At 67.6% G+C, this 24680-nt stretch carries 23 protein-coding genes and 1 riboswitch; of the genes, 6 read left to right on the forward strand and 17 right to left on the reverse strand.

The window, feature by feature from the left end:
• Positions 1-5 precede the first annotated feature (5 nt).
• The 9 genes from pncA to JC881_RS29930 form a co-directional block, all read right to left on the reverse strand.
• Positions 6-731 carry a bifunctional nicotinamidase/pyrazinamidase gene (pncA, locus tag JC881_RS29890; protein ID WP_198789414.1) on the reverse strand — a complete coding sequence of 242 codons (726 nt, stop codon included), beginning with the start codon at positions 729-731 and terminating at the stop codon, positions 6-8.
• Positions 732-766: 35 nt separating this feature from the next.
• The gene (locus JC881_RS29895; RefSeq protein WP_198789415.1) at positions 767-1501 is read right to left on the reverse strand and encodes an ABC transporter ATP-binding protein; all 735 of its coding nucleotides are present in this window, start codon (positions 1499-1501) and stop codon (positions 767-769) included.
• Complete coding sequence (locus tag JC881_RS29900) at positions 1498-2292, reverse strand: ABC transporter ATP-binding protein (RefSeq protein ID WP_198789416.1); 795 nt, start codon at positions 2290-2292, stop codon at positions 1498-1500. The genes JC881_RS29895 and JC881_RS29900 overlap by 4 nt, the downstream gene beginning before the upstream one ends.
• Positions 2289-4229, reverse strand: coding sequence for an ABC transporter permease (locus JC881_RS29905; RefSeq protein ID WP_198789417.1), 1941 nt, complete (start codon positions 4227-4229; stop codon positions 2289-2291). Before JC881_RS29905 ends, JC881_RS29900 begins: the two co-directional genes overlap by 4 nt.
• A 133-nt stretch (positions 4230-4362) precedes the next feature.
• The gene (locus JC881_RS29910; RefSeq protein ID WP_198789418.1) at positions 4363-5571 is read right to left on the reverse strand and encodes an ABC transporter substrate-binding protein; all 1209 of its coding nucleotides are present in this window, start codon (positions 5569-5571) and stop codon (positions 4363-4365) included.
• Positions 5572-5628: 57 nt separating this feature from the next.
• Positions 5629-6213, reverse strand: coding sequence for an amino acid synthesis family protein (locus tag JC881_RS29915; protein ID WP_198789419.1), 585 nt, complete (start codon positions 6211-6213; stop codon positions 5629-5631).
• A 39-nt stretch (positions 6214-6252) separates the two neighbouring features.
• Positions 6253-6894 (reverse strand): amino acid synthesis family protein, encoded by a 642-nt coding sequence (locus tag JC881_RS29920; RefSeq protein WP_198789420.1) that lies wholly within the window; start codon positions 6892-6894, stop codon positions 6253-6255.
• Positions 6895-6925: 31 nt separating this feature from the next.
• Positions 6926-7828 (reverse strand): UPF0280 family protein, encoded by a 903-nt coding sequence (locus JC881_RS29925; RefSeq protein ID WP_198789421.1) that lies wholly within the window; start codon positions 7826-7828, stop codon positions 6926-6928.
• 3 nt (positions 7829-7831) lie between these two features.
• On the reverse strand, positions 7832-9457 hold the full coding sequence (locus JC881_RS29930; protein WP_198789422.1) for a 6-hydroxynicotinate reductase: 1626 nt from the start codon (positions 9455-9457) through the stop codon (positions 7832-7834).
• 332 nt (positions 9458-9789) lie between these two features.
• Here JC881_RS29930 and JC881_RS29935 point away from each other — a divergent pair, with 332 nt between their 5' ends.
• Genes JC881_RS29935 through JC881_RS29945 form a run of 3 tightly spaced genes read left to right on the forward strand, consistent with a single transcriptional unit; the run spans position 9790 to position 12497 of the window.
• The gene (locus JC881_RS29935; RefSeq protein ID WP_130426483.1) at positions 9790-10563 is read left to right on the forward strand and encodes a ferredoxin--NADP reductase; all 774 of its coding nucleotides are present in this window, start codon (positions 9790-9792) and stop codon (positions 10561-10563) included.
• Positions 10564-10584: 21 nt separating this feature from the next.
• Positions 10585-11343 (forward strand): TetR family transcriptional regulator, encoded by a 759-nt coding sequence (locus tag JC881_RS29940; protein ID WP_198789423.1) that lies wholly within the window; start codon positions 10585-10587, stop codon positions 11341-11343.
• Entirely contained in the window at positions 11298-12497 is a 1200-nt protein-coding gene (locus tag JC881_RS29945; RefSeq protein ID WP_198789424.1) for an amidohydrolase family protein, read from the forward strand. The genes JC881_RS29940 and JC881_RS29945 overlap by 46 nt, the downstream gene beginning before the upstream one ends.
• A 138-nt stretch (positions 12498-12635) precedes the next feature.
• Here the strand turns inward: JC881_RS29945 and JC881_RS29950 are convergent, their stop codons facing one another.
• From JC881_RS29950 to metH, 4 genes are read right to left on the reverse strand one after another with little or no spacing between them, the layout of a single operon-like run.
• Positions 12636-13025 carry a GtrA family protein gene (locus JC881_RS29950; protein WP_198789425.1) on the reverse strand — a complete coding sequence of 130 codons (390 nt, stop codon included), beginning with the start codon at positions 13023-13025 and terminating at the stop codon, positions 12636-12638.
• Positions 13022-14002 (reverse strand): glycosyltransferase, encoded by a 981-nt coding sequence (locus JC881_RS29955; RefSeq protein ID WP_198789426.1) that lies wholly within the window; start codon positions 14000-14002, stop codon positions 13022-13024. Before JC881_RS29955 ends, JC881_RS29950 begins: the two co-directional genes overlap by 4 nt.
• Entirely contained in the window at positions 13999-15801 is a 1803-nt protein-coding gene (locus JC881_RS29960; protein WP_198789427.1) for an ArnT family glycosyltransferase, read from the reverse strand. The genes JC881_RS29955 and JC881_RS29960 overlap by 4 nt, the downstream gene beginning before the upstream one ends.
• Positions 15802-15853: 52 nt before the next feature.
• Positions 15854-18601, reverse strand: coding sequence for a methionine synthase (gene metH, locus JC881_RS29965; RefSeq protein WP_198789428.1), 2748 nt, complete (start codon positions 18599-18601; stop codon positions 15854-15856).
• A 22-nt stretch (positions 18602-18623) separates the two neighbouring features.
• Positions 18624-18697: riboswitch (S-adenosyl-L-homocysteine riboswitch) on the reverse strand.
• A 140-nt stretch (positions 18698-18837) separates the two neighbouring features.
• Between metH and JC881_RS29970 the strand changes: the two genes are divergently transcribed.
• Together JC881_RS29970 and JC881_RS32495 are read left to right on the forward strand one after the other, a co-directional pair.
• Positions 18838-19875, forward strand: coding sequence for a lipase family alpha/beta hydrolase (locus JC881_RS29970; protein ID WP_198789429.1), 1038 nt, complete (start codon positions 18838-18840; stop codon positions 19873-19875).
• Positions 19876-19894: 19 nt separating this feature from the next.
• On the forward strand, positions 19895-20884 hold the full coding sequence (locus JC881_RS32495) for a lipase secretion chaperone (protein WP_198789430.1): 990 nt from the start codon (positions 19895-19897) through the stop codon (positions 20882-20884).
• Here the strand turns inward: JC881_RS32495 and JC881_RS29980 are convergent.
• The gene (locus tag JC881_RS29980; protein WP_198789431.1) at positions 20817-21254 is read right to left on the reverse strand and encodes a PACE efflux transporter; all 438 of its coding nucleotides are present in this window, start codon (positions 21252-21254) and stop codon (positions 20817-20819) included. The genes JC881_RS32495 and JC881_RS29980 overlap by 68 nt on opposite strands.
• A gap of 100 nt (positions 21255-21354) precedes the next feature.
• Here JC881_RS29980 and JC881_RS29985 point away from each other — a divergent pair, with 100 nt between their 5' ends.
• The gene (locus tag JC881_RS29985) at positions 21355-22278 is read left to right on the forward strand and encodes a LysR family transcriptional regulator (RefSeq protein WP_198789432.1); all 924 of its coding nucleotides are present in this window, start codon (positions 21355-21357) and stop codon (positions 22276-22278) included.
• 165 nt (positions 22279-22443) lie between these two features.
• Here JC881_RS29985 and JC881_RS29990 read toward each other — a convergent pair whose 3' ends face one another.
• From JC881_RS29990 to hutG, 3 genes are read right to left on the reverse strand one after another with little or no spacing between them, the layout of a single operon-like run.
• Positions 22444-22752: a hypothetical protein gene (locus JC881_RS29990; protein ID WP_198789433.1), complete on the reverse strand. Its 309-nt coding sequence runs from the start codon at positions 22750-22752 to the stop codon at positions 22444-22446.
• Between the two features lie 13 nt (positions 22753-22765).
• The gene (locus tag JC881_RS29995) at positions 22766-23815 is read right to left on the reverse strand and encodes a homocysteine S-methyltransferase family protein (protein ID WP_198789434.1); all 1050 of its coding nucleotides are present in this window, start codon (positions 23813-23815) and stop codon (positions 22766-22768) included.
• A gap of 40 nt (positions 23816-23855) precedes the next feature.
• Positions 23856-24680 carry an N-formylglutamate deformylase gene (hutG, locus tag JC881_RS30000; RefSeq protein WP_198789435.1) on the reverse strand — a complete coding sequence of 275 codons (825 nt, stop codon included), beginning with the start codon at positions 24678-24680 and terminating at the stop codon, positions 23856-23858.

Below are 24680 nucleotides of genomic sequence, written 5' to 3' on the forward strand. Positions count from 1 at the left end.
TCGGGTCAGGCGGCCTGGATGTCGGCCGACTGGATGCGCTTGACGCCCTTGGCGGTCATCTGCTTCCAGGCCGCGGCGAGCGAGCCGTTCAGGTCGATGCCGCGCGTGGCGTCTTCGATCACGTAGGCGTCGAAGCCGGCCTTGCGCGCGTCCATCGCGGTCCAGGCCACGCAGAAGTCGGTGGCCAGACCCGTGACGAACACGGTCTTGATGCCGCGTGCCTTCAGGTAGCCCGCCAGGCCCGTGGCTGTCTTGTGGTCGGCTTCCTCGAAGGCCGAGTAGCTGTCCATCTCCTTGTGGAAGCCCTTGCGGATGATCAGCTGCGCGGTCGGCACCTTCAGCTCCTTGCCGAGCGCGGCGTCGTCGGTGCCCTGCACGCAGTGGTCGGGCCACAGCACCTGCGTGCCGTAGTTGAGCTTGGTGGTCTCGAAGGGCTTCTTGCCCGAGTAGGTGCTCGCGAACGAGGCATGGCCCGCGGTGTGCCAGTCCTGCGTGACGACGATGTTCTCGAAGGCGGGCGCCAGCGCGTTGATGACCGGGATGACCTCGTTGCCGCCCTTCACCGCGAGCGTGCCGCCGTCGAGAAAACAGTTTTGCACATCGACCACGATCAGCGCGGCCTTGGTGCCGGGCTTGATCTTGCCGGCCGCGAAGGCCGAGAGGCCGAAGCCCCCGAGGCCGCTCATGAGCCCGAGGGCAGCGGCGGACTTCAATACGGTTCTGCGATGCATGGTGTGGACTCCGGTGGGTTGAAGGAAAGCAACGATCAGACGCTGAGATAAGCGCGGCGCACTTCTTCGTTGGCCGAAAGCTCGGCCATCGTGGCGTGATAACGGATCTGGCCCTTCTCGAGCACATAGGCGCGGTCGGACACGAGTTCGGCGAAGTGCATGTTCTGCTCGGACAAGAGGATGCTCACGCCCTGCGCCTTGAGCTCCAGGATCATGTTGGCCATCTGCTCGACGATGACGGGCGCGACGCCCTCGGAGGGCTCGTCGAGCAGCACGAGGTAGGGGTTGCCCATCAGCGTGCGCGCCACGGTGAGCATCTGCTGCTCGCCGCCGCTCATGCGGCCGCCCGGGCGGTTGGGCATTTCGCCGAGATTGGGAAAGAGCTTGAACAGACGCTCGGGCGTCCACAGCGGCGCCTCGGTGCCGTCGGCCCATTGGCGCGCGGGCTGCTTGCCCACTTCCAGGTTCTCCATCACCGTGAGGTCGGTGAACACGCGACGGTCTTCCGGCACGAAGCCCAGGCCCAGGCGCGCCGCGTGGTGCGGCTCGCTCTTGGAGATGTCGTGGCCGAGGAAGCGCACCGCGCCGCGGCGCTTGCCGAGCATGCCGATCAGCGCCTTCAGCGTGGTCGATTTGCCCGCGCCGTTGCGGCCCATGAGCGCGACGACTTCGCCGCGGCGCACCTCGAGGTCCACGTCATAAAGAATCTGCGCGGCGCCGTACCAGGCACACAGGGCCTTGGCTTGCAGGAGAGGTTCGTGCGTGCTCATGCGGTTGTCACTCCCAGCGCTGCGGCTTTCTCGGCGATCTTCTCGAATGTCTTGCCACTGCCGAAGTACACCTCCTGCACCTTCGGATGGTCGCGGATCTCCAGCGGCTTTCCTTGTGCGATGAGGCGGCCGCGCGCGAGCACGATCATGCGGTCGGCATACGCGAACACCACGTCCATGCTGTGCTCGGTGAAGAGCACGGCCATGCCGCGCTGGATCACCAGGTCTTTCGTCAGTGCCATGAGCGAGTTGCGCTCCTTGGGCGCCATGCCGGCGGTGGGCTCGTCCATCAGGAGGAGCTTGGGGCTGTTGGCCATCGCGATGGCAAGTTCGACGCGCTTCACGTCGCCGTACGCGAGCACGCTGCAGGGCCGGTCGGCCTGCGATTTCATGCCGACCTGGTCGAGCAGCGCGAGCGCTTCGTCGCGTTTGTGGTCGGCCGCGCGGCGCCACATCGAGAACAGCTTGTGGTCGTGCGAGAGCAAGGCCATCTGCACGTTCTCGACCACGGTGAGCGAGGCAAAGGTCTCGGCGATCTGGAAGGTGCGCCCCACGCCCTTGCGCCAGATCTCGCGGGGCTTGCGGCCCACGAGCTCGTGGCCGTCGAGCGTGATCGAGCCCTGGTCGGCCTTCAACTGGCCGTTGACCATGTTGAAGGTCGTGGACTTGCCCGCGCCGTTGGGACCGATGAGCGCGAGCAGTTCGCCCGCGGGCAGCTCGAAGCTGATGCCGTCGACGGCCTTCACGCCGCCGAAGGATTTGCCGAGGTTGTCGACTTTGAGGAGGCTCATGCCTTCACCTCCTTGAGCTTGACCGCATCGGCATCTGCATCCGCGGATTCATTCTTCGGTACGCGCCAGCGGTCGGCCAGCTGCTTGACGGAGCCTGCAATGCCCTGCGGGAACAGCAGCACCAGGATCAGGATGATGGCGCCGAGCATCGCGCGCCAGTAGTCGGTGTTGCGCGCGACGGTGTCGTGCAGCCAGGTGAAGGTGACGGCGCCGACGACCGGGCCCGCCAGCGTCTGGATGCCGCCGAGCAGCACCATCACGAGGCCGTCGACCGACTTGCCGACCGACAGGCTCTCGGGCGAGATGCTGCCCTTGGAGAACGCGTAGAGCGCACCGGCCAGGCCCGCCACCGTGCCCGCGATGACGAAGGCCATCCACTGCGTGCGCTTGACGTCGATGCCGATGGCATCGGCGCGCAGCACCGAATCGCGGCCCGCGCGCAGCGCATAGCCGAAGGGCGAGAACAGCACGCGGCGCAGCCACCACACGCCGGCACCGACCAGCACCAGCGTGAGCCAGTAATAGGCCTGCTTGTTCGAGAGCCACTCGGAGGGCCACACGCCGGTCAGGCCGTTGCTGCCGCCCGTGAAGCTGTCCCACTGGTAGGTGATGGCCCAGGTGATCTGTGCGAAAGCCAGCGTGAGCATCGCGAGGTAGACCCCCGAGAGCCGCACCGCGAACCAGCCATAGACCAGCGCGCCGAGCGCGGCCACGGCGGGCGCGACGATCAATGCGAGTTCCATCGGCAGGTGCAGCGAGCGCACCAGCAGCGCCGCGCCATAGGCACCGAGCCCGAAGTACGCCGCGTGGCCGAAGGAGTGCATGCCCGCCGGGCCCATGATGAAGTGCAGGCTGGTGGCGAACAGCGCGGCGATCAGCAGGTCGATCATCAGCACCATCGTGTAGGGCGAATTCACCGTCAGGAATGGCAGCACCGCGAGCATCAGCCCGAGCACCGCGGCGGCGACGAGGTAGGCGTTGCTCGGCGGGCGCAGCGGCTCTTCCTGCATGCCCACGTAGCGGCTGGGCGCCTGCGGCCGGCCGAACAGGCCCCACGGGCGCCACACCAGCACGATCGCCATCACGAGGAAGTCGACCATCAGCGTGAGCTTGGAAAACGACACGTCGATGCCGAAGATCTGCACCACGCCGAGCCAGATGCACACGGCCTTGATCTCGGCGATGAGCAATGCGGCCACGTAGGCACCGGGCAGCGAGCCCATGCCGCCGACGACCACCACCACGAACGCGGCGCCGATGGTGTTGAGGTCCATCTCCAGCGTGGCGGGTTCGCGCGGCAGCTGCAGCGCACCGCCCAGGCCCGCGAGCAACGCGCCGAGCGCGAACACCGCGGTGAAGAGCCAGGCCTGGTTGACGCCGAGCGCGCTGACCATTTCGCGGTCCTGCGTGGCGGCGCGCACCAGTGTGCCGAAGCGCGTGCGGGTGAGCAGCAGCCAGACGAGGCCGAGCACGAGCGGGCCGACGACGATCAGGAACAGGTCGTAGGACGGAAACTGGCGGCCGAGGATTTCGATCGAGCCCTTCAGGCCCGGCGCGCGCGGGCCGAGCAGCTCGTCAGGCCCCCAGAGCCACAGCACCGCGTCCTTGATGACGAGCACCAGCGCGAAGGTGGCGAGCAACTGGAAGAGCTCCGGCGCCTTGTAGATGCGGCGCAGGAGCAGCACCTCGATCAACGCGCCGAGCACGCCGACCGCGAGTGCCGCGATCAAAAGCGCGGGCCAGAAGCCCAGGCTCGAGCCCAGCTTCTCCACGAGCGTGTACGCGACATAGATGCCGACCATGAAAAACGATCCATGGGCGAAGTTGACGATGCGCGTCACGCCGAAGATCAACGAGAGACCGGCCGCCACGAGGAAAAGCGAGGACGCGCCGGCCAACCCGTTGAGCAACTGAACAACGAAGCCTGAGAAACTCATTCAAAAATCCTTGGTGGATGCGGTATCCATTCGCGAGGGCCGCCGCGCGCGGCCGCCCGAAGCGGCCGGCCCGCCCCCGGTAGGGGGTTGGCGAAGCGACACGAAGTGCGCGCAGCCTGGGGGCGAGCAACAATCAGTCCGCAGGGCGCATCTTCTTCACTTCGTCGTCCGAAGGCTGGAACTTGGCACCGTCCAGGTACACGTAGTCGACCATCACGCCCTTGCCGCCGTCGTTCTTGGTCTTGCCGACATACGCGCCCATGGTGGACTGGTTGTCCTGCGCGCGGTAGTTGATCTTGCCGAAGGGCGTGTCGACCTGCAGGCCCTTGAAGGCCGCGGCGAGCTTTTCGGTGTCGGTGCTGCCGGCCTTCTTGATGCCCGCGGCGATCGAGTGGATCGCGCTGTAGCCGACCACCGAACCCAGGCGCGGGTAGTCCTTGAACTTGGCCTGGTACGCGTCGAGGAAGGCCTTGTGCTCGGGCGTCTTCACGCCGTTCCACGGGTAGCCGGTCACGATCCAGCCGTTGGGCGCTTCGTCCTTGAGCGGATCGAGGTACTCGGGCTCGCCGGTCAGCACGCTCACCACTTCGCGGTCCTTGAAAAGGCCGCGCGTGTTGCCTTCGCGCACGAACTTGGAGAGGTCGGCGCCGAAGAGCACGTTGAAGATCGCGTCGGGCTTGGCATCGGCCAGCGCCTGCACCACGCTGCCCGAATCGACCTTGCCCAGCGGCGGCGCCTGCTCGGTCACGAACTCGACGTCAGGCTGCGCGGCCTTCAGAAGCGTCTTGAAGGTGGCGGCCGACGACTGGCCGTATTCGTAGTTGGGGTACACGATCGCCCAGCGCTTCTTCTTGAGCTTGGCGGCCTCGGGCACCAGCATCGCCACCTGCATGTAGGTCGAGGGGCGCAGGCGGTAGGTGTACTTGTTGCCGTTGCTCCAGACGATCTTGTCGGTGAGCGGCTCGGCGGCCAGGTAGAAGAATTTCTTTTGCTTGGCGAAGTCGGTGAGCGCCAGACCCGTGTTCGAGAGGAACGCGCCGGCCAGCACGTCGATCTTCTCGCGCGAGATGAGCTCTTCGGCCACACGCACGGCATCGCCGGGGTTGGCGTTGTCGTCGCGGCTGATGAGCTCGATCTTCTTGCCGTTGATGCCGCCCTTGGCGTTGATTTCGTCGACCGCGAGTTCCATGCCCTTCTTGTAGGGCTCCAGGAAGGCGGGCTGCGCCTTGTAGCTGTTGATCTCGCCGATCTTGATCACGCCCTGCGCATGCGCGGGGACGAGAGCGGCGGTGGCCAGCGTGACGACGGAAGCGGCGCAGAAGACATGGCGCAATGGATTCATCGGGAAGCTCCTAGGGGTTCGAACAGAAAACACGTGTGCGGTGATGGTGATGACGGATCAGCGGAGGCCGTCTTCGCCCTTGATTTCGCTGGCTTGCAGCCCGCCGATGCGCGGCAACGGACGGCCGCTGTCGGTGACGGCCACGGCCACGACGATTTCGTTGGCGCGGGGCGCATCGGACACGCGGGCCTCGATGGCGTCGAAGTGGCTGCGCACGAAGGCGGCGTCTTTATGGCCGAGCGGCACGTCGATCGCGGTGCCGAGCGTGCCCTGCTTCTTGGCCGAAGGCACGAGCGCCGCGCCCTTCTCGACCGCCACGCGCAGCGGCGCGCCGAGCTTGGGGTGCAGGATCGCGGCCGCATGCTCGAGCTCGCCGCGCTCGCCGACGATGGCCGCCTTGCCGTAGCTCTGCGCCTGGCCGGGCTCGATGCCCAGCGCCTTCACGGCCTTCTGGCCGAGCAGTGCGCCGAGCTCTTCGCCGATGGCGATGAGTTCGTCCAGGTTCTCGCTGAAGCGGCCGGCGTACGGGTTCTCGATCACGGCGATGGCGACGGCGCGGCGCGTGGGCGGCGTCACGTCCTGGCCCATCTCTTTGCGGGTCTCATCGACCTGGATGACGAGCTTGCGGATGTTGGCGGTCATGTTCTGTGTGTTCCTTGTCTTGTCTCTGTGTGCGTGAGATCAGCGCAGGCCGTCCCACTTGCTGATGTCTTTCGCGAGCAGGCCGCCGACGCGGGCGTGCACGCGGTAGCCGGTGCTCATCGCGAGGATGAAGACGATCTCGTCGGCCGCCGGCGCACCGGGCACGCGCACCTCGATGGCGTCGAACTGGCCGCGCACGTAGCTCGCGTTGATGTTGGTGAGCGGCACGTCGAGCGCGGCGCCGGGCGGGCCGACCTTCTTGGTCGAGGGCACGATGGAAAGCGCGTTGGCGGGCTGGCCGCTTTTTTCTTCGGCAACGCCCTGGGTGTAGGCCACGCGGCTGCCCTTCCAGCCGAGCAGTTCGCGCATCGCGTAGCCGCCGGGCACATGCCAGAGCGCACCGTGCTCCAGTTCGCCGTCGGCGCCGACGATGGCGCCCTTGCCGTAGGTGGCGATCTGCTCGAGCGGCACGTCCATCGCGGCATGCAGCTGGTGCGCCATGTCCACGCCCACGGGGTCGAGCAGCGCCATCATCGGCAGGATGTCGGGCTCGTAGCGGCCCGCGAAGGGATTGGTCAGCACCGCGCCGATGGCACCGCGCACCAACGGGGTGTCGGCACGCGGTCCGAACTCGTGGTGGATGTGCTCGACATGGGTGAAGACGCGGCGGATTTCGATCATGGAAAAGAACCTTGAGAACTTTGCTTTTTCATTAAGCAAATACTGAACCAACTGTTTTGGGCAGCACGGTCTGCAGCGACTTCGAGCATAAGGGCTCGACGAGTCGGAACTGCCCCTGACAAACGAGTAGAACGGCCCAGACGAGCCCCCCTTTTTGCAGGACCTTGGCGCAGATCGCGCCCGTATCGAGTGCGCTTTTGACCTGCGACGGTGCGAGCGGCGGCACGTCGACGGTGACCAGGGTGTCGCCCAGGTCGCTGTCGTCCTTGCATACGCTGGCGGGCTTGCGCTGGATGAGGCCGTCGTCCACATCGACGGCGTTGGCGATCACTGTCGCCGCCGCGTCGGCCTGCGCCGCGGTGGCGGCCAGGACCGTCACGCTGTCGGCGATGCCCAGCGAGAAGCTGCGCCCGCGCCAGCCGCTGGTGGCGACGCCGCGCACGGGCGCATCGGCATGCAGTTCGAACTGGCCGTCGGTGGTGAGCACGCCGCTGCCCTGCCAGTCGAAGCGCGCGATGTCGGCGAACACGCCCACGCGCGCCGAGTGGCCGGGCGCCAGGTGCAGCGCGATGTCGCCGCCGTTGTTGATCCAGGCGCGCTCGATGCCGGGGCGGTCGTAGAAGGCGATGAGTTCCTGCGCCACCGAGCCGGCGACCGACGCCATCGGCGTGATGAACATCGGCGAGAACGCGGCGCACGCATCCCACATGCGCTGGCCGACGACGCCGCGCGGGCGCATCTTGTCGACCACCGGCAGGCGCAAGAGCGGCAGTTCGCGCACCAACTCGTCCAGCACATGGCCGAAGCGCGCCCACGCGGCATCGTGCGCGGCCGCGACGGCGTACGGGTCGCCGTAGGCCTCGGCCACGATGTCGATCGGACCGTGGTTGAAGTGCCAGCGGTCGCCGTCGAGCGGGCTGCGTTGGGCGGACATGGTTCAGCCCAGCATGGGTGCGTGGCCCAGGGGCCACGGGTTGGCATCGTCCATGACGAGCCACTGGCGCGCGAGCGGTGCGCCGTCTTCCTGCCACGCACCGCGCGCGAGCGCCTGCTCGAGCGAGAAGATGTGCTCCATGTGGCCGCCGAGCGCTTCATAGTCGTCGCGCCGCATGCTGAATTCGATGGGCGCCACGATGGCCGGCGTGGGCACGGTGCCGAAGCTGTTGTCGGGCATGCGCATGACGTCGGCCATCACGGTGATGCCGCCGCCGGGCCACACATAAGCGGGCGCGCCGCCGCAGGTGACGTTGACCAAGGCGCGCTTGATGGCGCGCGTCAGCAGCACCGGGTTTTCGGTGACGCCGGCGCGCAGGCTCCCGCCGGCACCGCCGAGGAACAGCACGGTGCACAGCGACGGCTCGCAGTTTTCGCCGATGCGATCGACGATGCGCTTCACTTCGGCGGGCATCTCCTGTTCGACGGGTTTCAGCGCGTCGTCGAGCACGTACCACTGCGCGTGCTCGCCGGTGGTCGAGGTCATCAAGAGCCGAAGGCCCGGGCGCGCGACGCCCTCTTCCCAGCCTTCGATGATCGCCAGCGGATCGGCGATGTCGGTGCCGCCCCAGCCGTTGCCCGGGTTCGCCACCTGGAAGTAGCGCCCCGGCGTGGACTTGCGCCCCAGCATCTGGATGCCCGAGGGCGCCATGTCCAGGCACCGGCCGGCCTGGTGCTCGGTGAGCACGCCGGTGATGTGGTCGTCCACCACCACCACCTCGTCGGCCACGCCCGCGAACTGGCGCGCGAAGATGCCGACCGCCGCGGAGCCGCAGCCCACGCGCATGCGCTGCTCTTCGACGCCGTTGACGATGGGCGCCTTGCCCGCCTGGATCACGAGCGTGGAGCCGCCATCGATGGTGCACTCCACCGCCTTCTTGTTGCCCAGGAACTGCATGAGCTCGGCCGTCATGCGGCCTTCCTTCTTGCTGCCGCCGGTGAGGTGGTGCACGCCGCCGAGCGACAACATCTGCGAGCCGTATTCGGCCGTGGTGACGTGGCCCACGACCTCGCCGCGGTAGCGCACGTTGGCCTGCTCGGAGCCCAGGAACCGGTCGGTGTCGATCTTCACCTTGAAGCTGCAGTAGCTGAAGATGCCTTCGGTGACGACGGTGACCATGTCCACGCCACGGGCCTTGGAGGCCACGATGAACGGGGCGGGCTTGTAGTCGGGATAGGTGGTGGAGGAGCCCACGCCGGTGACGAACACTTCGTCGGCGTGCAGCAGGTCGCCATTCCAGTCGGGGGTACCCGCCTCGATCACTTCGCTCTTTTCCGCGGCCGGGCGGTCGAAGGGCACGAGCGCAGGCGCATCGCTTGCGATCTCGCGGCGCAAGAGCACGACCGGGTCCACGCGCACCAGCACGCCTTCGCGGTTCGCATAGCGGTCGCAGGCGCCGGTGCGGCCGTCGGAGATCTGGCACAGCACCGGGCAGGCGTTGCACTCGACCTTGGCGGTGCTCATCTTCTCGTTGCGCGGCGGCGCCTTGCCGAAGGCGCTCGCGCCGGCTTCGGCGACCACCGGCATGTCCATGCCGGGCAATCCGTCTGTCTTGGTGTGTTCGGTCATCGGGGCGATCTCGTGGGCGGTGTTCGGTTGTGTGGGAGAGGCAATCCGGTCCAGTCGGGGTTTGCAACAAACGTGCCGTCTGCCCGCTTGTGCGCCGCCTTCCGTTTGTGTAGCATTCCCTACACTTTCATGTTGCATTCACTACATTGAAGATCAATGTAGCAAACAGGCCCGATGCTTGCAATGGTGTTTTCTCGCGGTGTTCATCGGGGTTTTTCCGACCAACGACAATGGAGGGTTCGCAGCCGGCCGACGGCTCGCGCACCACGGGTGTGCACCTCGGCGCAGCCAGCCTCCCCTCTTTCTGTCATCAACCAACTCTTGAGTTCCGTATGAGTGCATTCAGCGAAGAACGCGTCCTGAGCGTCCACCACTGGACCGACCGCCTGTTCACCTTCACCACCACGCGCGACCCGGCGCTGCGCTTCTCGAACGGTCATTTCACGATGATCGGCCTGAAGGTGAACAACAAGCCCCTGCTGCGCGCCTACAGCATCGTGAGCCCGAACTACGAGGAGCACCTGGAGTTCCTGAGCATCAAGGTGGAAGAAGGCCCGCTCACCTCCAAGCTGCAGCACATCCAGGTGGGCGACACCATCATCGTGGGCCGCAAGCCCACGGGCACGCTGCTGATCGACTACACGCTGCCCGCCAAGCGCCTGTACCTCTTCGGCACGGGCACCGGCCTCGCACCGTTCATGAGCATCATCCGCGACCCGGACACCTACGAGAAGTTCGAGCAGGTCATCCTGGTGCACGGCGTGCGCCAGGTCGACGAGCTGGCCTATCACGACCTGGTGACCGACCACCTGCCCAAGCACGAGATCCTGGGCGAGATGATCGAAAAGCAACTGCTCTACTACCCGACCGTCACGCGCGAAGAGTTCCGCAACCAGGGCCGCATCACCGACCTCATCGAGAGCAACAAGCTCACCGACGACCTGGGCCTGCCGCCGCTCAACGTCGAGGAAGACCGCGTCATGCTGTGCGGCAGCCCGGGCCTCCTGGTGGACCTGAAGCACATCCTGGAGAAGCGCGGCTTCAAGGAAGGCAACACGAGCACGCCCGGCGACTTCGTCGTCGAACGCGCCTTCGCCGAGAAGTAAGCCGAAGACGCCGCGCGCACGATGGCCGACAGCCGCACCGCATCGAAGCCCAAGCCCCAGCGCCGCACCGGCGTGCGCGAGGCCGCGGCGCAGGCCACGCGCGACAGCATCCTGAAGTCGGCGACCAAGGTGTTCGCCAAGTACGGCTACGACGGCGGCAGCGTGGAGAAGATCTCCAAGGCCGCCAAGTCGTACGACCGGATGATCTACTACTACTTCGGCAGCAAAGAGGGCCTGTTCATCGCGGTGCTCGAAGGCATCTACCAGCGCATGGACGATGCAGAGGCAGCGATCGCGCTCGATGCGAGCCGCCCCGTGGAAGCGCTCACCGAAGTCATCCGCTTCGTGCTCGGCTACTACCGCAAGAACCCCGAGTTCGTGACGCTCCTGAACACCGAGAACCTGCACAAGGGCCGGCACATTTCCAAGTCGCTGCGGGCGCGCGAATACTCGTCGCGCGCGGTGGCGATCATCGAGGAAATTCTGGCGAGCGGCTCGGCGCAGGGCCTCTTCCGCCGGGACCTGGTGGCGCGCGACATCTATCTGCTGATCGCCTCCACCGGCTACTTCTACACCTCCAACCGGCACACGCTCACCGCCTTCCTCGGCGAGCCGCTGGAGTCGCCCGAGGCGGTCACGCATTGGGAAGATTTCGTGATCGAGACCGTGCTGCGCACCGTGCGCGCGGACGACATACAAGACAACACCCCACCCCACGACGAGGACACCACGAAATGGCAGAAATCGCAGCCGGCGCAAAGTCGGGCAAGGTCGTCATAAAGAACATCGGGCTTTTGCTCTCGGGCGACATCGACAAGCCCATCCTGGACGCCGACACCATCGTGGTGAACGACGGCCTGATTGTGGCGGTCGGCAAGCAAAAGGACTGCGACCTCGAAGGCGCAAAGACCGTCATCGACGCGAAGAAAACCTGCGTCGCGCCCGGCCTCATCGACAGCCACGTGCACCCGGTGTTCGGCGATTGGACGCCGCGCCAGGGCCAGATCGGCTGGATCGATTCCACGATGCACGGCGGCGTGACCACCATGATCTCGGCGGGCGAAGTGCACCTGCCGGGGCGCCCCAAGGACATCGTCGGCCTGAAGGCGCTGGCCATCACCGCGCAGCGCGCGTTCGACAACTTCCGCCCCGGCGGCGTGAAGGTGCTGGCCGGCGCGCCGGTCATCGAGAAGGGCATGGTCGAGAGCGACTTCAAGGAACTCGCCGAAGCCGGCGTGGGCCTCCTGGGCGAAGTGGGCCTGGGCTCGGTGAAGGCCGGCTACGAGGCCAAGGAGATGGTGGCGTGGGCGCGCAAGTACGGCATCCAGAGCACGATCCACACGGGCGGCCCGTCGATCCCGGGCTCGGGCCTGATCGACAAGGACGTGGTGCTCGAAGCCGACGCCGACATCATCGGCCACATCAACGGCGGCCACACCTCGCTGCCCGAGGCGCATGTGTGCGAGCTGTGCGAGAAGAGCTCGCGCGCCATCGAGATCGTGCACAACGGCAACGAGAAGGTCGCCATCGCGGCGGCCAAGGCTGCCCTCGAACTGAAGTGCCCGCACCGCGTGATCCTGGGCACCGACGGGCCCGCGGGCTCGGGCGTGCAGCCGCTGGGCATCCTGCGCATGGTGGCGATGCTGTCGTCCATCGCGAACATTCCGGCCGAGCTGGTGTTCTGCTTCGCGACGGGCAACACCGCGAAGATCCGCAAGCTGAACTGCGGCCTTGTCGAAGTGGGCCGCGATGCCGACTTCGTCTTCATGGACCGCGCGCAGCATTCGCCCGCGCCGGGTCTCCTCGAGAGCGTGCAACTGGGCGACATTCCGGGCGTGGGCATGGTGATGATCGACGGCATCGTGCGCTGCGGCCGCAGCCGCAACACGCCGCCCGCGACGGAGATTCCGGTGGTGGTGTCGGGCGCGCACTGAAGCGCCGGCGCTTCTCTTTTCTTTCTCCTTCCCCCTCTGGGGGAAGGTCGGGATGGGGGCAGGCAGAGCGCCCGGTGGATGCGCCGCGTGCCCCCACCCCAGCCCTCCCCCAGAGGGGGAGGGAGCAAGACGGGAACCCTACCTGGCCCTGAACACCAGATAGCGCGCAGACAGGAAGTTCACCACCAGCCCGGCGCAGCTCCCGAGTGCCACGCCGGCCGCCGGGGCCCAAGGGCCCGTGACCCAATGCAGCACCAGCACATAGGCGCCGTAGTTGACGACGGCGCCGCCCAGCATCGTCACCAGATAGCCGACGTATTCGCGCAGCACGGAGGCGTTATTGCTCCGCGCGCTGAACGTGTAGCGCCGGTTCAGCGCCCATGTGGCCGTCGCGGCTGCCAGGAAAGACAGCACCCGCGCGCCATACCAGCCCAGGAGCGGCGCGAGCAGGTACAGCACCACCACATCGACCACGAAGCCCGCCGCGCCGACCACGGCGAACGACAGGAACTCCCGGCCCAGCTTCATCGCGTGGTGCAGTTGCGCACGCCCGGAATCGCCAGGTAGCGCAGCCGCTTGGCCTCCCTGCGGCCGAGCGTCACGGCGTGCATCACCACGCCGCACACCATCGAGAGCATCGCGCCCAGCATCGCGCCGGTGGCCAGCACCGCCGTGGGGAGCCGGGGCACCAGGCCGGTGTGCATGTAGGTGACCACGAGCGGCACGACCAGCGCGATCGCGCCCGCCGCGAGCAGCGCCGCGATGATCGAGAAGAACTGCAGCGGCCGCTCGCTCACGAAGAGCTTGCAGATGGTCTTCAGGATGCGCCAGCCGTCGCGGTAGGTCGAGAGCTTGCTGTGCGAGCCCTCGGGGCGTGTGCTGTAGGCGGTGCTTTCCTCGGCCCAGGGCATGCGCAGCTCCAGCGCGTGCACGGTGAGCTCGGTCTCGATCTCGAAGCCGCGCGAGAGCGCCGGGAACGACTTCGCATAGCGCCGCGAGAACACGCGGTAGCCCGAGAGCATGTCCGTGAGGCCCCCGCCGAAGAGCTGCACCACGGCGCCCGTGAGCATGCGGTTGCCCAGGCGGTGGCCCGCGCGGTAGGTGAGCGCGTTCTGCCCGTCGTCGATGCGGTTGCCCACCACCATGTCCAGGTTGCCGTCGACCAGCCGCTGGATGAGGCGCGGCGCCGCGACCGTGTCGTAGGTGGCGTCGCCATCGACCATCACGTAGATGTCGGCCTCCACGTCGGCGAACATGCGCCGCACCACGTTGCCTTTGCCCGGCGCCGCCACGTGCGTGACGATGGCGCCGGCCGCGCGCGCGACGGCTGCCGTGTCGTCGGTCGAGTTGTTGTCGAACACGTGGATCTCGGCGTCGGCCGGCAGCGCCGCGCGGAACCCCTCGACCACCTGGCGGATGGCCAGCGCTTCGTTGAAGCACGGAATGACCGCGGCAATGCGCGGCGCGGCGCGGGGTCGGCTCACGGTGTCGTCGGCGTCATTCATGGTGCGGTCGGAAGGATACGGTAGGCCCGGCTGCCGTCTTGCGCGAACAGCGGGGCGAAGTGGGTGTCGAAGCCGGCGCGGGTCGCCAGCGTCGGCGCCAGGTGGTCGGGCATCACGATGGCGGTGAAGCCCAGCTTGCCGAGCTTGCGCGCCATGTCGGCGGGCGGCAGCAGCAGGAAGTCGGCATAGCGCCACGGGCCGAGCGTGTCGCCCCAGATCGGATTCGGGCCGTAGTAGATCGCCTCGTTCAGCGCGATCTGGTAGACGCGGCCCGTGGGGTTGCGGCGCAGGTAATCCATGACGGCGTAGCCCGGCACGTGCTGGCGCAGGAACGCCTCGCGCGTCTCGGGCGTGGGCGAAACCATCGCGACCTTGCCCGCGGTCTGCCGCACCGACACCGCCGCGAGCACGGCCAGCAGCAGCACGACCACCCAGTCGCCGATGCGCGCCGCGCTGCGCCGATTGGTGAGTTCGGGCACGCCCTCGCCCTGGCTCGCCTTCATGCCGAACAGGCGTCGCACGCCCGCCGCGATCCAGCCGAACAGCACCTGCCAGCCGATGGCGGCCGTCATCGCGAGCAGCGGGAACGAGGCCGTCAGATACCGCGGATAGCGCGAGGTCACGACCCACACGGCCAGCGAATAGAAACAGAACCAGCCCGCGGCGCGCACCGCGGCCGAGCGCTTCCACAAGGCGCCGAAGGGCGCGAGGAACACCGACCAGATCAGCGCGTTCGGCATCTCGGCGTGGTCGCGCACATCGGCCAACTGCTGCACGTAGTCGGCCGGAATCCACTCGCTGAAGCCGAACACCCGCGCGCCGATCGGGTTGAACGGATCGCCGGTCATGACGGCATTGCGCGCATACCAGTAGATGCACGGAATGAGAAAGCACAGGAGCGCGAGCGCCCAGGCCTTGGGCCGGCGCTCGTGCCACACCACGAACAGCGCCACCAGCGGCATGAAGACCAGCGCCTGGTACTTGGAGCCCGCCGCCACGCCGAGGCAGAAGGCGGCCAGGCCGAGCCAGCGCATGCCGCTGTGTACCGGCTGCGATTCACGCCACCACCACAGCGACACGCAGGCCGTGAGCACGAAGAGCGCCACGCCCATGTCGATCAGCGCGTTCGAGTAATCGCCCAGCCCCAGCCAGATCGCCGCGCCGATGCAGGCGGTGAGCCGGTTGGCGTGCAGCATGCCCAGGCGATAGATCATCACCACCGAGAGCCCGCCCGCCAGCGCGTTCAGGAAGTGCGGCAGCACGTCGTCGCCCACCTGCAACGCAGCGGCGTAGAGCAGGTTGTAGTTGTACGGAAACCAGGGGTAGCGCAGCCACCCGTGGATGCCGAGCGAGCCCTGCTGCGCGACTTCGCGCGCATAGGGCAGGTGGTACATCAGCTCGTCGAAGGCGGCCGGCGGGGCGAGCGGCGCGACCAGCGCGGGCAGCGCGACCAAAGCCAGCGCGACCATCGCGATGCGGTCGAAGTAGGTCCACGGCACGGCGACGGCGCTCGCGCCCAGCGCGCGCCGCTCGCGCAGCCAGGCGGGCAGCTGCAACGCGGCGACGACGACGCCCGCGGCAACCACCGCCAGCGTGGCGCCGAGCTTGAACACGCCGAAGATCGCCAGCACCTGGAACGCGCAGATGAAGAGCCCGACGCCGAGCGCGACGGCCACCGCGCCTTCGAGCCATGCATCGCGGCGCGGCGGCGGTGCCAGGCGGGCCAGCACGCCGCGCCCCCACCCCCAGCAGCTGACGATGAAAACCACGAGTGCCGCGTAGTGCGCGGCTGCAAACATCAGCTTCTGAATAACAACTCCCGGTGCCGGTCGGCCACGCCGGCCGGCAGGTTCAAAGGTTGGGCGCCAGCAGGCGCTCCAGGACGGACTCGCTCTCCTTGCGCCGCGCGGCCTGGTCCTGCAACTGGTCGTGCCCGATCTTGCCGACGTTGAAGTACGTCGCATCGGGGTGGCTCAGGTAGAAACCACTGACGCTGGCGGCGGGCATCATAGCGAGGCTTTCCGTCAGGGTCATGCCAATGTCCGCGCAGTTCAGAAGGTCGAACATCGGGCCCTTCACGCTGTGGTCCGGGCAGGCCGGGTAGCCGGGCGCGGGGCGGATACCGCGGTATTTCTCGCCGATCATTTCCTCGTTGCTGAGACTCTCGTCGTGCGCGTAGCCCCAGAGGTCGGTGCGCGCGCGGTGGTGCAGCGATTCGGCAAAGGCCTCGGCCAGCCGGTCGGCCAGGGCCTTCAACATGATGGCCGAGTAGTCGTCCAGGTCGTCGATGAAGTACTTCTCTTTCTTCTCGACGCCCAGGCCCGCGGTGACCGCGAACACGCCCACGTAGTCCTTCAAGCCGCTGTCCTTGGGCGCGACGAAGTCGGCCAGGCACCGGCTGGGGCGCATCACGCCGTCGATCGCCTGCTTCTCGGTCTGCTGGCGCATGCCGTACCAGGTGAGCGCGACTTCGCTGCGCGTCTCGTCGGTGTAGAGCTCGATGTCGTCGTCGTTCACCGTGTTGGCGGGCCAGAAGCCGACGATGCCGCTCGCGCTGAGCCAGCGGCCTTCGATCAGGCGCTTGAGCATGCGCTGGCCGTCGGCATACACGCGCACGGCCTCCGTGCCGACGACTTCGTCCTTCAGGATCGCGGGGAACGGGCCGGCCAGGTCCCAGGTCTGGAAGAACGGGCCCCAGTCGATGTACTTGGCGAGCTCGGTGAGGTCGAAGTTCTTGAACACGCGCCGGCCGATGAACTTCGGCACGGGCGGCACGTAGTTCGTCCAGTCGATGGGCGTCTTGTTGGCGCGCGCCTTGGCCAGCGGCCACATCGGCACCTGCTTCTTGTTGGCGTGCTGCGTGCGCACCTTCTCGTAGTCGGCATTGATCTCGTCGATGTACGCGGTGGCCTGGTCGGAGAGCAGCGACTGCGCCACGCTCACGCTGCGCGACGCATCGGGCACGTAGACCACGGGGCCTTCGTAGTGCGGCGCGATCTTCACGGCCGTGTGCACGCGGCTGGTGGTGGCGCCGCCGATCATGAGCGGGATCTTCTTGATGCGGAAATGGTCGTCGCGCTGCATCTCGCCGGCCACGTACTGCATCTCTTCCAGGCTTGGCGTGATGAGGCCCGAGAGGCCCACGATGTCCGCGCCCTCGACCTTGGCGCGCGCCAGGATCTCGTGGCACGGGACCATCACGCCCATGTTCACCACTTCGAAGTTGTTGCACTGGAGCACGACGGTCACGATGTTCTTGCCGATGTCGTGCACGTCGCCCTTCACGGTGGCGATGATGATCTTGCCCTTGGTGCGCACGTCGCGGCCGGCGGCCTCGTCGCGCAGCTTTTCTTCCTCGATGTAGGGCAGCAGGTGGGCCACGGCGGACTTCATCACGCGCGCCGACTTGACCACCTGCGGCAGGAACATCTTGCCGGCGCCGAACAGGTCGCCCACGATGTTCATGCCGTCCATGAGCGGGCCTTCGATCACGTGCAGCGGACGGCCGCCCCGGGCCAGTATCTGCTGGTAGGCCTCTTCGGTGTCTTCGACGATGAAGTCGGTGATGCCGTGCACCATGGCGTGGGAGAGGCGCTGGTTGACGTGCACCGGGTGCTCGGGCGTGCCGCGCCATTCGAGGCGCTTGCTCTCGTCCTTGGCGCCGCTCTTGGCGGTCTCGGCGACTTCGACCAGGCGCTCGCCGGCGTCGGGCCGGCGGTTGAGTACCACGTCTTCCACGCGCTCGCGCAGTTCGGGTTCGAGATCGTCATAGACGCCCACCATGCCCGCGTTGACGATGCCCATGTCCATGCCCGCCTTGATCGCGTGGTACAGGAACACGGTGTGGATCGCTTCGCGCATCGGGTCGTTGCCGCGGAAGCTGAAGCTCACGTTCGACACACCGCCCGACACCTTGGCGCCCGGCAGGTTCTCCTTGATCCAGCGCACCGCGTTGATGAAGTCGACCGCGTAGTTGTCGTGCTCCTCGATGCCGGTGGCGATGGCGAAGATGTTCGGGTCGAAGATGATGTCCTCGGGCGCAAAGCCCACCTCGTCCACCAGGATGCGGTAGGCGCGCTCGCAGATCTCGACCTTGCGCTCGTAGGTGTCGGCCTGGCCCTTCTCGTCGAAGGCCATGACCACGGCGGCGGCGCCGTAGCGCTTCACGAGCTTGGCCTCGTGCTTGAACTTGTCCACGCCCTCCTTCATGGAGATCGAGTTGACGATGCCCTTGCCCTGGATGCAGCGAAGGCCCGCCTCGATCACCTCCCACTTGGAGCTGTCCACCATCACCGGCACGCGCGCGATGTCGGGCTCGCTGGCAATGAGGTTCAGGAAGCGGACCATCGCGACCTTGCTGTCCAGCATGGCCTCGTCCATGTTGATGTCGATCACCTGGGCGCCGTTCTCCACCTGCTGGCGCGCGACGGCCAGGGCCTCTTCGAACTGGCCGTTCAGGATCATCCGCGCGAAGGCCTTGGAGCCGGTGACGTTGGTGCGCTCGCCGATGTTGACGAACAGCGTCCCCGCGCCGATGGCGACCGGCTCGAGGCCGGACAGCTTCATGGGGGGAACGGCAATTTGGGGGGTCTGGGCCATGGGCTCACCTGCGAAAGGAACAAACAGGCGAGCGTCGTTTTGAAATCCCAAGCCTGACGGCCCGCCTGGCGGACCGCTGCAACGCTCCTTGGGAGGGGATGGATTTTAAGGGCGTTCGCCCGCTCCCGCGGGAAAGCCCTATGCAGGCCCCGCAGGCACCCCCCACAGAATGCGCTCGCGCAATTCGTCGAAGAACGAACGTTCGTGTTTTTATTTGAAAACAAAGGAATGAACATATGCCAAGAAAGAGGAATTCGAGGCTGCTGCGCCTCACCGCCCGCCCGGTCTGCGCCGCACTGCTCTTCGGCCTTTTGGGGACGACGACGCTGAGCCAGGCGGCCATCACCGACACCCCCACGCAGGTCCAGGCCCGGGTGACGTCCAGCGAAGCGAAGACGAAGAACCCGATCGTGCTGGTGCACGGCCTCTTCGGCTTCGACAACGTGCTGGGCATCGACTACTTCTATCGCATCCCCGAAAGCCTGGCCGGCGCGGGCGCCAAGGTGTACGTGGCCCAGGTCTCGGGCGCCAACAGCTCCGAGATCCGCGGCGAGCAGCTGATCCAGGAGCTGAAGAACCTGCGGGCGCTCTCGGGCAACCCGTCGCTCAAGTTCAACCTCATCGGCCATTCGCAGGGCGCGCCCACCGCGCGCTACGTGGCGGCGGTGGAGCCCGGGCTGGTCGCTTCGGTCACCTCCGTGGGCGGTGCCAATGGCGGCTCGAAGGTGGCCGACATCCTGCGCAGGATTCCCGAAGGCAGCGTCTCCGAGGCGGTGGTCGCCGAGACGCTGCGCCTGGCGATGCTGCTGCTGGGCGCCCTCTCGGGCAAGGACCCGAGCGAGCTGCCCGAGGTGCCGTTGAACGCGCTCAGCTCGCTCACCACCGCGGGCGGCGCGGCCTTCGACAAGAAATTTCCGCAGGGCCGCCCGGCCCCCGGCGCCTCGTGCGACGTGAAGAGCGGCCCGGCCGAGGCGAACGGCGTGCGCTACTACTCGTGGTCCGGCGTGCAGCCGCTCACCAACGCGTTCGACGCGAGCGACGTGGCCATGGGCGGGCTGAGCCTCATCGCCTTCGGGGGCGAGACCAACGATGGCCTCCTGGCGGTGTGCTCCACCCGCCTGGGCACGCACCTGGGCGACTACCGCCAGAACCACCTGGACGAAGTCAACCAGCTCTTCGGCCTGACCTACATCGGGCTGTGGACGCTGTTCGAGAAGAAGCCGGTGCAGCTCTTCCAGGAGCAGGCGGCGCGCTTGAAGAGCGCGGGCCTCTGACGATGCGGCACGCCTCCTCGTGAAAAAGGCCAGACCGCTGCAGCTCGGCGCGATGGCGGGCGCCGCGGCGCTCGCTATCCTTGGCGGATGGTGGCTGGTGGACGGTCTGCCGCCGGCCGACGCCCCCGAGACGGTGGTGGCGACTTCCGCCGCCGCCGGCCCGGGTGGAACGGTCGGCGCAGTGCCGGCCGCGCAGCCGATCGGCGACGCCCGCCCCGCCCCCGACGCCATGCTGAACCCCTCGCTCATCCTCGTCTTCGAGAGCGTGCTCGCCGAGGCGCAGGCCACCGGCAAGGCGGCCTTCATGGCGATGGCGCCCGCCCTGCTCGCCAAGCGACTGCCGGCCGAACTGGTCGCGCGCGCGATGGGCCTGCTGGAGCGCTACGTCGACATGCAGGAGGCCATGCAGGCCCTGCCGCCGCCCGACGCCGGCGACGCGGCGGCGCTGCGCAAGACCATCGAGGCGCGCGCCGAAGTGCGGCGCCGGTACTTCGCGCCCGAGGAAATCGAAGGCCTCTTCGGCGACGAGATCCGCCAGGACACCCTCATGGCCGAGAAGATGGCGCTCGCCCGCGACGCCAACCTCACGCCCGAAGAGCGCGCGGCCGCCGCGCAGCGTCGTGAGGAGGCCCTGCTCACGCCCGAACAGCGCGAGCAGCGCCGCGCCTTCACCGCACAGGTCGACGTGCAGCGCCAGACCGACGCCATGGACGCGCGCGGCGCGAGCGCCCAGGAGCGCTTTGCCGAACGCAGCGCCGCCTACGGCTACGACGCGGCCCGCCAGCTGGCAGCGCTCGATCAGGAAAACCGGGACTGGAACAGCCGCCTCGACCAGTACGCCAACGCGCCGCCGGAGCAGCAGGAGCAACTGCGCGAATCGCTCTTCAACGAACGCGAGCGCCTGCGCCTGGCCGGCGCGCTGGCGCTGCGGGGGTCACGGTCTACGCCGTCTGGGCCGAACCCATCGCCGAACGCGGCAGGCCAAACACCCGGTCGAAGCCCCAGTTGAAGACGAAGGTGTAGACCAGGAAGAACACCACCAGGCCCAGGTCCATCACCAGCGCCTGCCAGAGCGAAACGCCCAGGCCCCAGGCGAACATCGGCACCAGGAACGCGATCAGCCCGCCCTCGAAGCCGATGGCGTGGGCGATGCGGCGGCGCACGCTGCGCCCGCGCACGGCCTGGCGCGATTCCCAGCGCTCGAAGAGCGCGTTGAAGATCAGGTTCCAGATCACCGCGACGACCGAGGCCGCCACCGCCAGCACGCCGGAATGGCCGAGCCCCGCGTCCGTCATCAGGGCCAGGCCGGCGCTGGCGCACACGATGGCGATCCCTTCGTACAGGGAGATGTAGACGACACGACGCTGGAGCCCTTGCATGACTTTTCCTCTTGAACTTGAATACGATGGATGGACTTTATTTGCTATTTACTGATATAAATAGTCATCTTATTTCAATTAAATTGATAGATCGGACGCCATGGCCTTCTCCAGCGACAACGTCGAGGTGTTCCTGGCCGTGATCGACCACGGCTCCTTCTCGGCCGCCGCGCGGGCGCTGCACAAGGTGCCCTCGGCCGTGAGCATGGCCATCGCGGGCCTGGAAGCCGAGCTTGACCTGCCCCTGTTCGACCGCAAGGGCCGCGAGCCCCAGCCCACCGCCGCCGCGCGTTCGCTGGAGCCGCAGGCGCGGATGCTCGCGGCGCAATTGAAGCAGCTGCAGGTGCAGGCGCTCGCGCTGACCCAGGGGCTGGAAAACCGCCTGACGCTGGCGATTGCGCCCGAGCTCCTGGCCGCGCCCTGGAGTGGCCCGCTCGCCGAACTCGCGCAGGAATACCCGCTGCTGCAGGTCGAGGTGCTGGCCGCGCCGCAGGCCGACGCGCTGGCGCTGCTGCACAGCGGCCGCGCACAGCTGGCGCTGGTGTTCGAGCGCCCGAGCCTGGACGGCCGCGAGGGTTTCCAGGAAGTGGGCAGCGACACGATGGTGACCGTGATGGCGCCCGATCACCCGGCGCTCGTCGCGGCGGCCGGCGAACGGCTGCGGGAAGAGCACCTCACGAACACGCGCCAGATCGTCGTCGCCGGCCGCGACCTGGCCACCAGCGATCCGCGCTTCGTGTTCGCGCGTCACGTCTGGCGCACCGACAATGCGCTGGCCGCGCTGAGCCTGATCACCGCCGGTCTCGGCTGGGGGTGGCTCCCGCGCAATTTCGCGCGGCCGCACGTGGCGGCGGGCGCGCTGGTCGAGATTCCGTTCGAGAACCTCAGCAACGGCCTCGACCTGTGGGTCGATGTGGTGTGGTCGAGGGAGCGCCCGCTGGGGCTGGGCGCGCAGCGCTTCGTGGCGCTGATCGCGCGCGACCGGCAGGCGGCCGCGCACGCGCCGAAGGATTCGGCGCCGTGAGTGGGTGATCGACGAGTGCGCTGAAGCGATCGCACCGATGGGGTGCCTTGCGCAGCGAAATCAAGGAGGAGGCCGCAGGCCGGGGGACATTCGCGGAGCAAGGCACCCCGTCGGTGTGATCGCTGCCCTGAACGATCCGTCCCACGCGCCCCGACCTCACAACGCTCAGGGCGCAGGCTTCGGTGGCGGCAGCATCAACACCATTTGCGTGATCGCGTACTCGCAATCGCGCGTGCCACGCAGGCAGTAGGCGGCCGTCGGCGCGACGTCGAAGATGGCGGGCGGCAGATCCGGGCAGGCCACGGCGATCTTGCCGGGGGTCGGCACGCTGACCTTGCAGTCGGGGCGCGCACCGGCGATGCGGTCGGACAGCAGCGTGTCCCACGACGGCGGCTTGCCGGTGTCGCCGCAGCCTCCCGCGAGCGCCGACACCAGGAGCGCGAATCCCGCGAAGCGGGGGGCGGCACCGCGCATCGGGTGCGCCGGTTCAGGCGGCTTCGCTGTAGAAGCCGGCGGCGTTGTTCAGAAGGCGTCCGGGCACCGGGGCCACGGCACGGCCGATCGCCGCGATGTGGTCCGGCGTCGTGCCGCAGCAGCCGCCCACGATGTTCACCAGCCCCTCGGCCGCGAACTCATGCAAGAGGCGCGAGGTGACATCGGGCGTCTCGTCGAAGCCGGTGTCGCTCATCGGGTTGGGCAGGCCCGCGTTCGGGTAGCAGCTGATGAAGGTGTCGCCCGCCACGCGCGCGAGCTCCTGGATGTAGGGGCGCATCAGCGCCGCGCCGAGCGCGCAGTTCAGGCCGATGGCCAGCGGCCGCGCGTGCCGCACGCTGTGCCAGAACGCGGTGACGGTCTGGCCGCTCAGGATGCGGCCGGAGGCGTCGGTCACCGTGCCGCTGATGATCAGCGGCAGGCGCTCGCCGCTGTTGTCGAAATACTCGTCCACCGCGAAGAGCGCAGCCTTGGCGTTGAGCGTGTCGAAGATGGTCTCGACCAGGATCACGTCGGCGCCGCCTTCGACCAGCGCTTCGGTCTGCTCGTAGTAGGCGGCGCGCAGCGATTCGAAATCGACGTTGCGTGCGCCCGGGTCGTTCACGTCGGGGCTGATGCTCGCGGTCTTGGGCGTCGGGCCGAGGGCGCCGGCCACGAAGCGCGGCTTGTCGGGGGTGCTGAACTTGTCGCAGGCCGCGCGCGCGAGCTTGGCCGATTGGAGGTTCATCTCGCGCGCCAGGTGCGCCATCTTGTAGTCCTCCTGCGCGATGGTGGTCGCGCCGAAGGTGTTGGTCTCGATGAGGTCGGCGCCCGCCGCGAGGTAGCCCTCGTGGATGTCGGAGATCACGTCGGGCCGGGTGAGCGAGAGCAGCTCGTTGTTGCCCTTCACGTCGCGCTCGAAGTCCTTGAAGCGCTCGCCGCGGTACTGTTCCTCGGTGAGCTTGAAGCGCTGGATCATCGTGCCCATGGCGCCATCGAGGATGGCAATGCGCTTTTCGAGGATGCCGGCCAATGCCTGGCCGCGGGTGTAGATGACGGGCTTCATAACCTCCGATTGTAGAAAAGGAGGCTTGCCCTGCCGCCCGTCAGTGCTTTGCCGGCCCCTCGACGAAGGCCAGCACCGCCTCGATCATCCGCCGCACATGCGGCTGCACGCCGGCCGCCACCTTGGGCAGATAGTCGAAGGGCAGCTTCTCCTGCATGTAGCTCGACTGCGTCATCTCCAGCTGCACCGCGTGCACGCCGCCGGCCGGGTTGCCGTACTGGCGCGTGATGTGGCCGCCCTTGAAGCGGCCGTTGAGGACGCCCGTGTAGCCCGTGGCCGATTCGGCGATGCCGAGCACCGTGGCGGCCAGCGCCGGGTCGCAGCTCGTGCCGTTGCCGGTGCCCAGGTTCAGGTCGGGCAGCTTGCCTTCGAAGAAGCGCGGCAGCACCGAACGGATCGAGTGCGCGTCCCACAGCGCGATGGTGCCGTGCACGGCCTTCAGGCGGTCGAGCTCGGCTTGCAATTGGCGGTGGTACGGGTGCCAGATCGCGTCGCGGCGCTGGGCCACTTCTTCGTCGTTCGGCAGGTCGTCGCTCGATGCGTAGACCGGCGTGTCGTCGAAGGTGTCGACCGGGCACAAGCCGGTGACGCTCTGGCCCGGGTAGAGGCTCGCGCCATCCGGCGGACGGTTCAGGTCGATCACGTAGCGCGAATGCGTGGCCACGAGCACCGAGGCGCCGAGTTCGTCGGCGAAGTCGTAGAGCCTCTCGAGGTGCCAGTCGGTGTCGGGCACATGGCGCGCCTCGTCGGTGAGGCGCGCGGCCAGCGCGGGCGGCACGTGGGTGCCCACGTGCGGCATCGAGATCAGCAGAGGGCGCGTGCCCTGGCGGAAACGGAACGCCGGTTCGGCGGTGGTGAAGGCCAT

Source organism: Variovorax sp. IB41 (assembly GCF_016405905.1).
Classification (GTDB): domain Bacteria; phylum Pseudomonadota; class Gammaproteobacteria; order Burkholderiales; family Burkholderiaceae_C; genus Variovorax.

Excerpts from the sequence above, each read along its gene's own strand:
- pncA (WP_198789414.1), bottom strand. The coding sequence starts at position 731 with ATGCATCGCAGAACCGTATTGAAGTCCGCCGCTGCCCTCGGGCTCATG.
- JC881_RS29895 (WP_198789415.1), bottom strand. The coding sequence starts at position 1,501 with ATGAGCACGCACGAACCTCTCCTGCAAGCCAAGGCCCTGTGTGCCTGG.
- JC881_RS29900 (WP_198789416.1), bottom strand. The coding sequence starts at position 2,292 with ATGAGCCTCCTCAAAGTCGACAACCTCGGCAAATCCTTCGGCGGCGTG.
- JC881_RS29905 (WP_198789417.1), bottom strand. The coding sequence starts at position 4,229 with ATGAGTTTCTCAGGCTTCGTTGTTCAGTTGCTCAACGGGTTGGCCGGC.
- JC881_RS29910 (WP_198789418.1), bottom strand. The coding sequence starts at position 5,571 with ATGAATCCATTGCGCCATGTCTTCTGCGCCGCTTCCGTCGTCACGCTG.
- JC881_RS29915 (WP_198789419.1), bottom strand. The coding sequence starts at position 6,213 with ATGACCGCCAACATCCGCAAGCTCGTCATCCAGGTCGATGAGACCCGC.
- JC881_RS29920 (WP_198789420.1), bottom strand. The coding sequence starts at position 6,894 with ATGATCGAAATCCGCCGCGTCTTCACCCATGTCGAGCACATCCACCAC.
- JC881_RS29925 (WP_198789421.1), bottom strand. The coding sequence starts at position 7,828 with ATGTCCGCCCAACGCAGCCCGCTCGACGGCGACCGCTGGCACTTCAAC.
- JC881_RS29930 (WP_198789422.1), bottom strand. The coding sequence starts at position 9,457 with ATGACCGAACACACCAAGACAGACGGATTGCCCGGCATGGACATGCCG.
- JC881_RS29935 (WP_130426483.1), top strand. The coding sequence starts at position 9,790 with ATGAGTGCATTCAGCGAAGAACGCGTCCTGAGCGTCCACCACTGGACC.
- JC881_RS29940 (WP_198789423.1), top strand. The coding sequence starts at position 10,585 with ATGGCCGACAGCCGCACCGCATCGAAGCCCAAGCCCCAGCGCCGCACC.
- JC881_RS29945 (WP_198789424.1), top strand. The coding sequence starts at position 11,298 with ATGGCAGAAATCGCAGCCGGCGCAAAGTCGGGCAAGGTCGTCATAAAG.
- JC881_RS29950 (WP_198789425.1), bottom strand. The coding sequence starts at position 13,025 with ATGAAGCTGGGCCGGGAGTTCCTGTCGTTCGCCGTGGTCGGCGCGGCG.
- JC881_RS29955 (WP_198789426.1), bottom strand. The coding sequence starts at position 14,002 with ATGAATGACGCCGACGACACCGTGAGCCGACCCCGCGCCGCGCCGCGC.
- JC881_RS29960 (WP_198789427.1), bottom strand. The coding sequence starts at position 15,801 with ATGTTTGCAGCCGCGCACTACGCGGCACTCGTGGTTTTCATCGTCAGC.
- metH (WP_198789428.1), bottom strand. The coding sequence starts at position 18,601 with ATGGCCCAGACCCCCCAAATTGCCGTTCCCCCCATGAAGCTGTCCGGC.
- JC881_RS29970 (WP_198789429.1), top strand. The coding sequence starts at position 18,838 with ATGCCAAGAAAGAGGAATTCGAGGCTGCTGCGCCTCACCGCCCGCCCG.
- JC881_RS29980 (WP_198789431.1), bottom strand. The coding sequence starts at position 21,254 with ATGCAAGGGCTCCAGCGTCGTGTCGTCTACATCTCCCTGTACGAAGGG.
- JC881_RS29985 (WP_198789432.1), top strand. The coding sequence starts at position 21,355 with ATGGCCTTCTCCAGCGACAACGTCGAGGTGTTCCTGGCCGTGATCGAC.
- JC881_RS29990 (WP_198789433.1), bottom strand. The coding sequence starts at position 22,752 with ATGCGCGGTGCCGCCCCCCGCTTCGCGGGATTCGCGCTCCTGGTGTCG.
- JC881_RS29995 (WP_198789434.1), bottom strand. The coding sequence starts at position 23,815 with ATGAAGCCCGTCATCTACACCCGCGGCCAGGCATTGGCCGGCATCCTC.
- hutG (WP_198789435.1), bottom strand. The coding sequence starts at position 24,680 with ATGGCCTTCACCACCGCCGAACCGGCGTTCCGTTTCCGCCAGGGCACG.